Annotated in this window: 13 protein-coding genes; 7 read left to right on the forward strand and 6 right to left on the reverse strand. The window is 42.0% G+C overall.

Annotated features, from left to right (window positions below; genetic code table 11):
* Positions 1–4 precede the first annotated feature (4 nt).
* Entirely contained in the window at positions 5–1,441 is a 1,437-nt protein-coding gene (locus tag ACKGJO_RS11020) for a M56 family metallopeptidase (protein ID WP_411323493.1), read from the forward strand.
* A 6-nt stretch (positions 1,442–1,447) separates the two neighbouring features.
* Complete coding sequence (locus ACKGJO_RS11025) at positions 1,448–2,128, forward strand: toxin-antitoxin system YwqK family antitoxin (RefSeq protein ID WP_411323494.1); 681 nt, start codon at positions 1,448–1,450, stop codon at positions 2,126–2,128.
* Positions 2,129–2,588: 460 nt separating this feature from the next.
* On the opposite strand, the gene ACKGJO_RS11030 is transcribed toward ACKGJO_RS11025, so the two are convergent.
* The 4 genes from ACKGJO_RS11030 to ACKGJO_RS11045 form a co-directional block, all read right to left on the reverse strand.
* Complete coding sequence (locus ACKGJO_RS11030; protein WP_411323495.1) at positions 2,589–3,332, reverse strand: 6-bladed beta-propeller; 744 nt, start codon at positions 3,330–3,332, stop codon at positions 2,589–2,591.
* Between the two features lie 3 nt (positions 3,333–3,335).
* A complete protein-coding gene (locus tag ACKGJO_RS11035) occupies positions 3,336–3,563 on the reverse strand; it encodes a hypothetical protein (protein ID WP_411323496.1) in 228 nt (75 codons plus the stop codon).
* 309 nt (positions 3,564–3,872) lie between these two features.
* Positions 3,873–4,364 carry a GNAT family N-acetyltransferase gene (locus tag ACKGJO_RS11040; protein WP_411323497.1) on the reverse strand — a complete coding sequence of 164 codons (492 nt, stop codon included), beginning with the start codon at positions 4,362–4,364 and terminating at the stop codon, positions 3,873–3,875.
* Between the two features lie 248 nt (positions 4,365–4,612).
* Positions 4,613–5,896, reverse strand: coding sequence for a dipeptidase (locus tag ACKGJO_RS11045; protein ID WP_411323498.1), 1,284 nt, complete (start codon positions 5,894–5,896; stop codon positions 4,613–4,615).
* A 139-nt stretch (positions 5,897–6,035) separates the two neighbouring features.
* Here ACKGJO_RS11045 and ACKGJO_RS11050 point away from each other — a divergent pair, with 139 nt between their 5' ends.
* Positions 6,036–6,293, forward strand: coding sequence for a GlsB/YeaQ/YmgE family stress response membrane protein (locus ACKGJO_RS11050; protein ID WP_411323499.1), 258 nt, complete (start codon positions 6,036–6,038; stop codon positions 6,291–6,293).
* 250 nt (positions 6,294–6,543) lie between these two features.
* Here ACKGJO_RS11050 and ACKGJO_RS11055 read toward each other — a convergent pair whose 3' ends face one another.
* A complete protein-coding gene (locus ACKGJO_RS11055; RefSeq protein ID WP_411323500.1) occupies positions 6,544–6,678 on the reverse strand; it encodes a hypothetical protein in 135 nt (44 codons plus the stop codon).
* Positions 6,679–6,808: 130 nt separating this feature from the next.
* On the opposite strand from ACKGJO_RS11055, the gene ACKGJO_RS11060 reads away from it, so the two are divergent.
* From ACKGJO_RS11060 to ACKGJO_RS11070, 3 genes are all read left to right on the forward strand, one after another.
* Positions 6,809–7,519 carry a hypothetical protein gene (locus tag ACKGJO_RS11060; RefSeq protein WP_411323501.1) on the forward strand — a complete coding sequence of 237 codons (711 nt, stop codon included), beginning with the start codon at positions 6,809–6,811 and terminating at the stop codon, positions 7,517–7,519.
* An 83-nt stretch (positions 7,520–7,602) separates the two neighbouring features.
* Positions 7,603–9,009, forward strand: a complete 1,407-nt coding sequence (locus tag ACKGJO_RS11065; RefSeq protein ID WP_411323502.1) for a Glu/Leu/Phe/Val family dehydrogenase — start codon at positions 7,603–7,605, stop codon at positions 9,007–9,009.
* 85 nt (positions 9,010–9,094) lie between these two features.
* The gene (locus tag ACKGJO_RS11070) at positions 9,095–10,588 is read left to right on the forward strand and encodes a sodium/proline symporter (protein ID WP_411323503.1); all 1,494 of its coding nucleotides are present in this window, start codon (positions 9,095–9,097) and stop codon (positions 10,586–10,588) included.
* A gap of 214 nt (positions 10,589–10,802) precedes the next feature.
* Here the strand turns inward: ACKGJO_RS11070 and ACKGJO_RS11075 are convergent, their stop codons facing one another.
* Complete coding sequence (locus ACKGJO_RS11075; protein ID WP_411323504.1) at positions 10,803–11,930, reverse strand: Mrp/NBP35 family ATP-binding protein; 1,128 nt, start codon at positions 11,928–11,930, stop codon at positions 10,803–10,805.
* A 404-nt stretch (positions 11,931–12,334) separates the two neighbouring features.
* Between ACKGJO_RS11075 and gcvT the strand changes: the two genes are divergently transcribed.
* The gene (gene gcvT / locus ACKGJO_RS11080; RefSeq protein WP_411323505.1) at positions 12,335–13,435 is read left to right on the forward strand and encodes a glycine cleavage system aminomethyltransferase GcvT; all 1,101 of its coding nucleotides are present in this window, start codon (positions 12,335–12,337) and stop codon (positions 13,433–13,435) included.
* The last annotated feature ends 17 nt before the right edge of the window (positions 13,436–13,452 follow it).

Here is a 13,452-nt window from a genome sequence, read left to right on the forward strand (position 1 = left end):
CGTTATGATCGCTTATATCTTAAATTCAATCCTTTGTTTACTCGCATTATTTCTGTTCTACCGGGTACTGCTGGCCAATGAAAAATGTTACCGGTTCAACCGTTTTTATTTGCTGGCTGCATTGGTGCTTGGACTTTCATTGCCTTCCCTCGATTTCTTCATGGGATCTGACCAATTCATATTCAGGCCCGGTGAAGAGGTTGCCGGTTTAGAGGCTGAAAAATTAACGGCTATCAAAAAGGCACCCTCTGTTTTTGTTACAGGTCATCTTTTCCCTCAAAATGAGGTAATGACCGGTACCACAGCTCCCGTAGAGGAGTCCTCAGAAGCACCGGTTCAGTTTTTGATATTCTTAGGCTACAGCTGTGTTACCTTTTTACTACTGCTTAGATTTATCTACAGCATTTATTCCATATACAAAAGGGCAAAAGGAATGGAGTCTGTTGAGATCGGTACTACCCGTATCAGGCTGGCAGAAAGCTATGTTGCACCCCATTCTTTTATGGACACCATCTTTGTAAACAAAAAAGATTATAAAGAAGGACTGATCAGTGATGAGATCCTGAAACATGAAATGGCTCACATTGAGGACAAACATACCCTGGATATACTTTTTGTAGAGTTAGTTAAAGTTGTTTTCTGGTTTAATCCGGCCGTCTATCTGTTTAGCCGGGCGATAAAGATCAATCATGAATTTCTGGCTGATAACCGTGTACTAAGTGAAACCAAAGATGTTACAGCTTATCAGGATCAGCTCATTAAAGCTACCGAAGATCACAGCAAGGTAAACTTGGCGAGCAACTTGAATTTCTTTCTCACCAAAAAGAGGCTGCTCATGATGACCAAAAGCAGCTCTCTTATCTCTAGTTCAATCAAGATCGCGGCACTGACTCCGCTCATCCCCATATTGATTCTGCTTTTTAATAGCAGGGTGATCGACAGAGACCATATTCAGGGTATTTACGAAACACAGCTCATTCCGGATACCGTGGCTGTAGACAAGAACTACTCATTTGTACAATTTGAAACGGTGGAGGGTGAACTCTTTACCGGTTCAAACAAATTATTCGACCCTAAAACAGGGATCCTCAAAAAAGAAGCGATCTTTGAAAATGGAAGGTCAATCTCGATCAAAACCTATAATGGAATTGGACAGGTATCCTTCCGGTCTATATTTGAATATGAGGAGGGAATACCAGAACGACAACGGTATTATATGCTAGGTCAATTATTCTCTGAATATACCTATCCAACTCCGTCCAGAGACTATCAGGGCATGCAGCGATATTGGTATACTGAAGAAGGGGTGATGCAGTATGAGGCTCACTTTTTAATGGATCCGGATAACTTCCACGGACTGGTTACCGCTTTTGATACGCAGGGAGAGATCACAGAGCAGGAGCGCTACGAAAACGGACAGCTCATCGAAAAGATCAAGTAACGCATTATGAAACAATTTACCAGTCATATCGATTTTTCATTGACCAAAAAAAGATTCAAAATGATGCTTAAAGAGTTTTCAGCATTCAGGTCGGGTTCAAAAGCCCTACTTCTCTTACCTGTCCTTTTGATCTCTACGCTCATGTTCTGTACACAACAACCGGATTATCCTTTAGATATTACCGGAAACAATGACGAGCTTTATTCTACTGTTAAGCTATTCGTTAACCCGCCAAAATCTGATGAACTGAAGATCGAGAAACGAGGCATGGGCATCAGGTATGATTCTGAGGGAAATCCATTTACAGGAACACAGGAATTCAGGTATGTAAAGAACGACAGGTTATTTAGTGAAACTGTTTATGAAAAAGGGATCATGAAGAGCTCTGTTGGATATGATGAGAATGGCAAGGCATTGGATAGATTTGAATATGGATTCATTGGAGACCAATTCAAGATGGTCAAGCACATAAAACCGAATGGAAGGGTTGTCGAAGAATGGCAGGATATTACTTCAGGTAATTTGGGATATCACAAAACGTGGCATGAAAATGGGCAGTTAAAGTATGAAGCCTATTTTGAGAGTAATATTCAATATGAGGGCCTGATGACTCTGTATGATGAAAATGGCAAGATCATACAGCAGGAACGGTATGAAGATGGAGAGCTGATAGAGACGATCAAGTAATTGTGTGGACTGTTTTAAAATTCAGTGGTAAGAACCCGTAACACACCAAACACTAATACTAACTACCAAGCTATATACCTAGAATTCATTAAATTCTTTATTAAAATTGTTAACGCTATAACCTTTTATTTCAGTGGTTACGGTATTGTATGTAAAAATTTTATTAGCAACGATTTTAAAACCACTTATCTGGCCCAAATCTAATTTTGCAGAATATTGATATCTCCCTGTTTTTAAATTATATATATCAAATATATGGGGGCCAAACTTCTCATTCCCTTGTTGACTCCAAATAACAATATCGTTTCCAACAATAGAAAAATCTAAGTTTGTATCGGTTCCCTCAAATCCTATGGGGAAAAAACCAGGAACTCCATGATAAATATCACGGTCAAAAATTAGTTTGGGATTTGTAGCATTATCAATTGTGTAAATTGCCTTTTTTACATCTCCATTTTTCTTATAAAAAAATGATCTGAGAAAGATATCTTGGAATAAATATTGTTAAATCTTCTTGGATTTCAAAGTTTCCAATAAAGGGTTTGCCAAACACTTTTATCTGCTCATCTAAACTATCATCAGGATTTTTCACTAATTTGGAATAAACGCCTTTTAAATTCCCCTTAATGTCATAACGCTCAAAAATATAATCTATATCCACCCCGGTTACGCTGGCAATTATATTTGAATCAGAAGCAGAAACATGACCAGGAGAATTGTGTTTATATAACTTTTGCCACCTAAAACCACCCTCGTTATTAAGACTTACTAGTGATCTTTTCCCTATATCTATAACATAGATATTACCGTGTAAATCCATAGAAAAGTCAAATGGCTGGTCAAACTCCCCGGGACCGTTACCAAGACCGCCCCCGACATTTCTCCTGAAATTACCTTTAAAATCAAACTGCTTTATATAACCATCTGTGGCATCCAGAATATATACCGAACTATCATCGACGTTGATTTTTAATGGCTGAAATATTGAAGAATCAGACAGACCCTTAACTATAAAAATTTCTTTTAAATGAACGTCTTTCCATGTTCTTTCTGATGCCTCCTGTTTCTCTATCTCATAATTAAATGGAAAAACATAATCCTCATTATTCCATTTAACTACTATACCTTCCTCACTTTGATTACAGGAAGTAATCCAGAAAATCGATAAAAAAATATAAATACAGGATTTAAAAACCCGTTTCACCGATCAAATTTTTTCTATTGGGCGCTCACCAATCACATCAATCATCACGCACCAATACCAAGTTACTGTTCCATCTTCATTCGGCCACCATGCCAAATTACAGATACTGTTTCCAAGTGTCCCACAACCCACATTCAAGCAAGCTTGCACTCGATTACTACTTTGAGTTGTGGAAGGAGACATCAATACAAAAGTAAATGCCAGTAATATTGATATAAATATTTTTCTCATGACTTTCCCACCTTATTGTGTTGTCTATAACTAAACAAATAATGTTTTTTTATTCCTTTCTTCAACCAGTTCAACTACCTTTTTTTACTACCCGAAATTTCCATCCTATTTTCTGCCATATTGGTTGTTATAACCTAATACAGTCGTATCCCTGCAGTACATATGAACCTCACAAGGATATCACGCCCTTCATACCCACTTCGTACGATATGACATATTTCCTGCAAAATAACGCAAAATAAAAAAGCCTCTTCCGCTAAGAAGAGGCTTCACTTCAATATTCTACATTGAATATTCGCTATTCGATATTCAATCCACGTCTTTCGTCATGAAATACCATTTGGGATCTCCGTAATCGAAGTCCTGTTTTTCGTATAAACGTCGGGCAGGATTATCTTCCCGGACTTCCAAAGTAATTTTAGAACAACCCATTTCCTTAGCTTCCTTCTCGATGTTTTCAAGCATCATGGTGCCAATACCCATTCCCCGGGCATCGGGATGAACAGCTACATCATGGATCTTAAATACTTTACTGGCTGTGAAAGTGGAAAACCCTACAAAACAGGTTACGATACCCAAAGCCTTTTCGCCGGCATAGGCGATGTAGGTCATGGTAGTTGGCACTTTCTTCATCTCTGCGATCATATCAACGCGGATCTCTTCATCCAGTGGTTGATCCTGCCCCATGGGATCTCTCGCAAAGAGGTCTACTATCTTGACAATATCTGAGGCGTGTTTAGGATTATTTAAATCGGCTTTTAAAATTTTGACATCGGTTGCGACGTCTGCTTGTGCAATCACTCTTTCTTGAATTAAATTAGTCTTGATGTAATTAGACCCGTAAGTTAAGAATATTAGGCGAGGGCTTAAAGTATATAACCCTTTTCTAACTTTTCTTAGCATTATGTTAACATGAGCTAAATTATTTTGTTCCAAGACTTAACAAATAAGCACAAAACGTGTCGATACTTATAGAACATTCAGTGACAAGTAAGGAACAGCCAACATCGAAATAGCACTTCATTGTTGGCTGTTGAATTTTTGACGTTCTACATTCCGTCCGCCACGGCCTGCACTTCGTCAAGCACGCGTAGTAAATTGCCGCTCCAAAGCATTTCGATCTGTTCTTCTGTATATCCACGCTTAACAAGCTCGTGAGTAACATTGAAAGTCTCAGAGGCGTCCATCCAGTTGTAAACTCCGCCACCACCGTCAAAATCTGAGCTGATCCCGACATGCTCGATACCGATAAGTTCCACCATATAATCGATGTGGTCTGCAAAATCAGCTACACTTACAGGTGGAGTATTAACATTCACTTCAGATTCTATTCTTGGTTCGGCATTATCCTGAGCGGTGCGATACATTTCCATGTATTCATCACGTTCTTCATTGCTCATTTCACGGATATCACCCCAGCCAACTAATTCAAATCCAAGTTTATCGGCTTCTTCTTCCAGAATTGTGCGCGAAGCTTCCTGCCACGCCGCATGCTTATCACCATCCACATAGCCGCGAAAAGCTACAGTCTGAACCACTCCGCCAACTTCCTTCAGCTTCAGTAATTCCTCATCACTCAAGTTTCGACTGTGGTCGTATACTGCGCGGGCAGATGAATGCGATGCAATGACAGGAGCCTTGGTCAACTCCATGGTTTCCATATTTGCCTTTTTAGATGGGTGGGAAAGATCGATCATGATACCTACACGATTCATTTCCGCGATCGCTTCTTTTCCTAATTCACTAACGCCATTATGCATCCATTCACCATCACGCTCGCCGGTGTTGGAATCTACAAACTGACTGTGTCCGTTATGAGACAGTGACATATACCGGGCTCCACGATCATAAAATTCTTCAATACGGGAAAGATCTTCGCCGACCGGATAAGCATTTTCAACCCCGATCATGGCCACTTTCTTACCTTCAGCCACAATCCGACGCACGTCTTCTGAAGTGGTTGCCAGCTCAATTTGATCGGGGGCAATTTCTTCCGTCAAGCGATGAATGGCATCAAATTTACTGATCGCATTTTCATAAGCAGCAGCATAGCCTTCTTCAGTAAGCGTATCCTGACCGGTATAAACGATCAGCCAGGCTACATCCAGGCCTCCTTCTTCCATTTTCACCAGATCGACCTGGGTATCAAGTCGCTGTGTATAATTGGTTTCTTCTGTAAAGTTATCAACGTTGATATCCACGTGAGTATCAAGCGTAATAACACGCTCATGGATATCCATGGCTTTTTCAAAAATCTCTTTTTCACTTTCAGTGGGTGAGCAACCTGCAGCAAACAAGCCTCCCACAAGCATAAAGGTCAATAGTTTTTTCATAAGGATCATTTTCGGGTTATGTAATTATAGGTCCGAATCTATGTTAAAAATTTGAAAGTTGCGGAGTAAACGGGAACGTAAACGCCTTAGAGGCCATTAATTTAATACATATTAACAAAACTAATATCTTATGACACTAATGAATGTTTTAGCATATATCACGATAGGTTTGGTAATTGGGTGGCTTAGTCGTGTCATTGCCAAAGATAGAGGGGTTACAATGATCCCAAGCTTGGTGTTTGGAGTGATAGGTGCCTTGGCTGCTACAGCTATTGTTTACATGTTTGACCTTGCAGGTGCTGCAATCTATGCTGCTGTGGGAGCATTCGCACTTCTCTTTACCGTAAATACCTTCAGACAGGACGATCCCATCTTTAAAGAAACAGAAACTTTATAAAGTCAAAATTCGAGAGTATAACAGGAACAAATATCGGTTAGCAGGATAAGTATAATACATATCCTGAACCTAATATCTGTTTCTCCATGACCGTAAAAAACCGAAGGATTCACCTTTTTCTTCAAATTTTCTATTTACTCACAGCACTATACGAAGGACTGCAGGTAGCCCAAATAATAACGCAACCTGACTTGGCTGATAACCTATTTGCCTCACAAGATAACCAGCTTTTAATAATTATGTTACTCATTCATGTTTTAGCAACCATACTCAGTGTTTTTTCGGGCATAGCACTGTGGTCAAGAGTTGTGTGGGCATATGGTCTTTCTCTTTTTACATCAGGTATTTTGTTTGCTGTAAACCTTTTTAGTTTATCTTTTGCCATTCAAGAAAACTCTTTTCACATCATTCCGGTGGTTTTAATTCTTCTTGTACTGATGCAAAGCTTTCCTTTTTTGCTTCGACGTTCTTATAGGGGAGCGTAACCTAGATTGACTTTTCCCGTTAAATAAAATGTGGATAAAGTCACCCAAAAAGATATTGAATGGCTGCTAAACGGGCATAAGCCTGATGATCTAAAAACTAAAAGTAACAAAAGACCTTTGCAGCGGGTTATTTTCATGTCAGCATTGAGCCTCTGCCTGATACTTCTGCCTTTCTTTATATTGATCAAAACCTCTGTGTTCCTAAATAACAACCATCAGGTTAATGGATGGATAGCTCTGGGTATCGGTATCATTATTACGATACTGTTATTGCTGGCTTACTTATTGTTTGTTTTCAAAAAAATGCCCCATAAGGGTTTGGTTTTAAAATACGGATCGATCAGTATCTCTGTCGTTGTAATATCATTCTGCATCTATGGATTGATCTATCTGTCTTCCGTTAATACTAAAACCGAAACCGTCAGAAGTTACTACAGAAGTCTTCACCCAATACTCAGGGTAGCCGTAACCACCGTGTCTTTGGCCGACCGTGATTTTGTGATCACAGATATAAAACGAAGTCCTGATGATTATCTCGCCATGGGTTTATCACCCAGACAACACTCCAGGCATTACCCTCAAGAAAACGGTTATGTCTATGCTATTGATATAAGAACCATAGACAAAAGCGAGATCAGAAATCGACTCCTTGAATTCAGTTTTTACGCTTTGGGTTTCGATACTCGTCGCCACACCGGAACAGCGGATCACCTGCATATTTCACTGCCATTATCCTACTAAGTCATAAGGCTTTTAGCTTGTTTCTGTCTAATATAATTGCGACCATCATACACGCCTAAAATCAAGCATGGAGAATTTGGAATATGTCTAATTATAAATTTTATGAACAGGTAAATTTAAATTTTGATAAAGCAGCTCAGTATACCCGATTTGACAAGGGGATACTTGCACAGATCAAAATGTGCAACACGGTATACCACGTAGCTTTTCCTCTCCGTCGTGATGATGGAACTGTTGAGGTAATCGAAGGATGGCGGGTTGAACACAGTCATCACAAGACACCGACTAAAGGCGGAATCCGCTACAGTCACAAAGTGGATGAGGATGAAACCATGGCACTTGCCGCTCTGATGTCCTATAAATGTGCCATAGTAGACGTTCCTTTCGGAGGCGCAAAGGGTGGTGTTAAGATCAGTACTAGAGAATACTCTGAATCTGAACTTGAACGCATTACGCGCCGCTACACCTACGAGTTGATTAAAAAAGGATTTATAGGACCGGGAATTGATGTGCCTGCTCCCGATTACGGTACCGGAGCCAGAGAAATGGGATGGATCCTTGATACTTATCGACAGATGAAGGATGATCTGAACGCAGAAGCCTGCGTAACAGGTAAGCCCATTCAGCAAGGTGGTGTTCGTGGACGAACCGAGGCAACAGGCCGAGGCGTTTATTTCGGGATCCGGGAAGCCTGTAATAATAAGAAAGACATGAAAGATATTGGTCTGGAAACAGGGGTTGAAGGTAAGACCTTTGTGGTACAGGGTCTTGGTAATGTAGGGTATCATGCTGCAAAATACATGACCGAAGCCGGCGCCAAGCTGGTAGGTATCGCTGAAATTGAAGGTTCTATCTATGATGAGAATGGCATCGATCTTGAGAGACTGATGGCATATCGTATGGATAAAAATACTATTCTCGGTTTTGATGGCACAACCGAGTTAAAAAACCGGGACGATGCTTTTTACCTTGATTGTGATATTCTGATTCCTGCTGCCCTCGAAAGTCAGCTTACCGGTGACAATGCCGCAAAAGTTAAAGCCAAGATCATTGCTGAGGCTGCCAACGGTCCTACCACAGCTGATGGCCACGATATTATGAAGAAACGAGGTGCACTGATCATTCCCGATACGTACATGAATGCGGGTGGTGTGGTCGTTTCCTATTTCGAATGGCTAAAGAATATTCAGCACGTGCGCTATGGCAGAATGAGTAAGCGTTTTGATGAAACCAGCTACAAGAAGATACTTGGAGTGATCGAAAATATATCTGACCGTAAATTCACGGAAGTGGAACTGGAATCACTCGCGCACGGCGCCGATGAATACGATCTCGTTGACTCCGGACTGGAAGAGACCATGATCACATCATACCAGCAAATTGCTGAAGTTCGCAACGAACATAATCTGGATGATCTGAGAACCGCTGCCTACATCAGTGCCATTAACAAGATCGGCACCATGTATGAGCAGATGGGTATCTTCCCGTGATCTGACAGTTCGTTAGCTATTTTAATTTCTATTAAAACCCTAGGGGCGTATCGACATACGTCCCTACTTTGTTTATAATAGGCGCATGGAAGAATTCAACACAGTTACAATTGAAGGTAGCGGGTACGTGCTGGCCGCATTTATCGGATATCTTGTGATCCTTATCGGGATCGGAATCTATTCTGCACGGTTTTCATCCGAAGGAATATCTGAATTCTTCATCGGTGGACGAAAGATGAACCGACTAGTGGTGGCTCTTTCCGCCGTGGTTTCAGGCCGAAGCGCATGGTTGCTTCTTGGGGTGACCGGCATGGCTTATGCACAGGGCGCTTCTGCATTATGGGCGGCTGTTGGTTACATCGTGGTCGAGTGGTTCCTTTTCATGTACTACGCCAAACGGCTTCGAAAATTTTCGGAACGCTACGATTGTATTACCGTCCCCGATTTCTTTGCCGAACGCTTTGATGACAAAAATGGAAGTCTTCGTGCTATTTTGGTCATCATCTTCCTGATCTTTATGGTAGGATATGTATCCTCCCAGTTTGTTGCCGGCGGAAAAGCTTTCGCTTCCAGCTTTGGAATTACACAAACGAATGGGGTCATACTTTCAGCCATTATCATTCTTCTCTACACCGTATTAGGCGGTTTTATGGCTGTCAGCCTCACCGATACCATTCAGGCCTTTTTCATGATCATTGCTTTAGTTTTTTTACCCATCATCGCCATCTGGAATCTGGGCGGATGGAACATGATGGCCGAACAGCTCACCCTGCACGAGATAGGTTTTCTGGATCCCTTTGCCCTTGGTTTTGGTGCTTTCATTGGCTTTGTGGGCATCGGACTCGGTTCACCCGGTAATCCCCATATTCTTTCCCGGTATATGTCCATAGATGATGCCAAGCAGCTTAAATATGCTGCCTATGTTGGCACTTTCTGGAATGTGATGATGGCTGCAGGTGCCGTAATGATCGGGCTCGTCGGCCGGGCTTACTTCCCTGAGGTCTCCATGCTTCCGGGTGGTGATACTGAAAACTTGTATCCTTTGCTGGCTCAGACCCAGCTTCACCCAATATTATTTGGAATTGTGATCGCTTCTATATTTGCGGCCATTATGTCTACGGCCGATTCCCAATTATTAGTAGCTGCCTCAAGTGTAGTTCGTGATATCTATGACAAGCTTATCAAAAAAGACGAAGATCTTTCACAGAAAAAACTGGTGCTATACAGCCGTATTGTGGTAGTTATTTTAGTGATCATATCTTTGATATTCGGCTTGGTTGCCGAGAATATTGTCTTCTGGCTGGTGTTGTTTGCCTGGGCAGGCTTGGGAGCTTCTATTGGCCCAACATCCATCATGGCTCTATATTGGAAGAAAACCACCAAGGCCGGTGTTATTGCCGGGCTCCTAACCGGAACTTTAGTGACCATCATCTGGTATTTCGTACCCGTTTTGAAAGACAACATGTACGAACTCATTCCGGGTTTTTCCCTAGGCCTATTCGCCACCTGGATCGTGAGTAAATTCACCCAAACGCCTGAAAAGATCGAAGAACATTTTGAGGAAATGGTACGGGAGTAGAATCTTGATTTCCGAATGATCGATCTGTGAATTACCGTTGTCATTCTGAATGAAGTGGGGATCAATGTAGATTTATAAGGCTAAAGCGAAGGATATCAAAGTGTAAACTACCTATCAGAGCAAGCTTTGAGATCCCTCGTGTTAAGCATTTAACCCCTTGCAACCCGATACCCACTCGGGATGACACCTTCGTGTTTGTGTGGTGAATTGATTACTAAGACCGGAACTTGATATCCACCTTTTTATTGGTTCCCTGTTCCTTGGTTCGGATAGCCAGTTGCTGCTGCATGTTACCGGTTACTTCCATCAGAGCAGTTGCGGCCGGTGATTCGGAATCATCCAGAACGATCGGTTTACCTGAATCACCGCCTTCACGCAGGGTTTGCTGTATGGGCACTTCACCTAATACAGGCACGTTCATTTCCTCCGCCAGGTGCGACGCCCCGCCTTCACCGAAGATATAGTATTTTTTGTCCGGCATATCAGGTGGAGTGAAATAAGCCATATTTTCGACCATCCCAAGCACCGGAACATTAACCTTTTTAAACATGGCCACTCCTTTGCGTGCGTCATCAAGGGCCACAGTTTGTGGGGTAGATACGATCACAGCTCCCGTTAGCGGAACCGTCTGAACAATAGTAAGCTGAATATCTCCGGTTCCGGGAGGAAGATCCAATATCAAATAATCGAGTTCACCCCATTCTACATCGGTCATAAATTGTTTCACGGCACTAGTCACCATTGGTCCACGCCACACCATGGCCTGATCCACGTCTACCAAAAAACCCATTGACACCAATTTGATGCCATATTTTTCATGTGGCACCAATTTCTTTTGAGTGGTGATATTTGGCCGATCATGAATATTGAACATGGTCGGGATGCTTGGTCCATAGATATCAGTATCCATAAGTCCTACTTTTTCTCCGCGCTTGGCCAATGTCGCAGCAATATTCACGGCTACAGTAGATTTGCCCACCCCGCCTTTACCTGAAGCCACCGCAATGATATTCTTAACGCCTGGTAGTATCTGAGGCTGCTGCGCCTGTTGCTGCTTCTGCGGATCCGAGTCCTCCATCTTCCGCTTCAGCGATAAATTCACCGCTGTTTGAATATCCACGATAGCTTCCTTATCAATGAATTTGTGTATGGCTTCCTCACACTTTTCGCGAAGCTGTTCTTCCAGTGCCTCATCCTTTTCCGGAAACTCGAGGGTGAAAGAGATGTATTTGTCCTGGGCGATCACGTCCTGAACCATATCGAGTGAAATAAGATCGCGTTGTTCCTTGGGGTGCAAAACCTGACTGAGGGCTGATTTTACCTGTTCTCTATTTATTGACATAGACTATTTAAACCTGAATCTGATGAACGGTCATAATTTTATTTCGGGCGCTAAAGATAAGTATTATTAGCATGAGATATGAAAACGGAAAGGAAGCGAACTGGCGTTCCTTGTAAAGAATAAAACCCGTAGGGGCAATTCATGAATTGCCCCTACGGGTTTGGAATTGGTGACCACAAATGGTAGGACGTGGCGGATTTAACTGAATGACCGATAGATCGATCTGGGGACATATTGATGGATCGGCCAATCATTATCCCATTAAACAAACATTCCCAAGAAATAGCTATGTTATGCCGATTTTTGGTTTACAAACCCGTACCTTTGAGGTCAATGAATTTTCAGGGTTGCACAGATATATACAAAAATAACACCCTCTTAAACAATACAGTCTGATTTCAGTTATGCCAAAGCAAACACCATTTTACGACCTTCATAAAAAAGCCGGTGCCAAGCTGGTGGATTTTGCCGGATTTGAGATGCCGGTTCAGTATGCCGGAATTAAGTCCGAACACGCTGCCGTGCGTGAACGGGTCGGCATGTTTGATGTGTCGCATATGGGAGAATTTTACATCAGCGGACCTGAAGCGCTGGATCTGATCCAGAAAGTAACGGTGAATGATGCATCCAAACTGACGGAAGGTAAAGCTCAGTACACGTGTATGTGTTATGACGATGGTGGTATCGTGGATGACCTGATCGTTTACAAACTCTTTGATGATGCCGGCTACATGGCTGTGGTCAATGCTTCGAATATTGAAAAGGACCTTAACTGGATCCTGGATAATAATTCCTTTGACGCAGAAGTAAAGGATCAATCAGATGATACCTGCCTGCTTGCAGTACAAGGACCAAAGTCTATCGAGACCTTACAAAAACTGACACACCTTGATCTGAGTGAGATAGGTTTTTACTCTTTTAAAATGGGTAGCCTGGCTGGCATGGATAACGTAGTATTTTCGGCTACAGGTTACACCGGCGAAAAGGGATTTGAGCTGTATTTTGATAAAAATCAGGTGAATCCTGAAAAAGTCTGGAATTCCATCATGGAAGCAGGTGAGGAATTCGATATAGAACCATGCGGACTGGGAGCCCGAGATACCCTACGGCTTGAGATGGGTTATGCCCTCTACGGCAACGACATCACCAAAAACACTCACCCACTGGAGGCAAGACTTGGATGGATCACTAAATTTGACAAAGGAGACTTCATCGCGAAAGATGTGCTCTTGCAAAAGAAAGAAGAAGGGCTAAAACGACAGCTTGTGGGCTTCACAGTTGAGGGCAAACGTAATATTCCGCGTCAGGGTTACGAAATTCAAAATGCCGACGGTGAGACTATAGGTGAAGTTACAAGCGGAACAATGTCAATTACTTTGGGTACAGGTATTGGAATGGGCTATGTGGCTAAAGAGTATGCGGCTGAGGGAACAGATATTCAGATCGTCATTCGGAATAAAACAGCTAAAGCTACGGTTACCCGACCTCCATTTATCAAAAAATAAATCTTATAAACAGTTAG

The sequence above is a fragment of the Gracilimonas qinghaiensis genome (genome assembly GCF_046602855.1).
In the GTDB taxonomy this organism is placed as follows: Bacteria; Bacteroidota; Rhodothermia; order Balneolales; family Balneolaceae; genus Gracilimonas.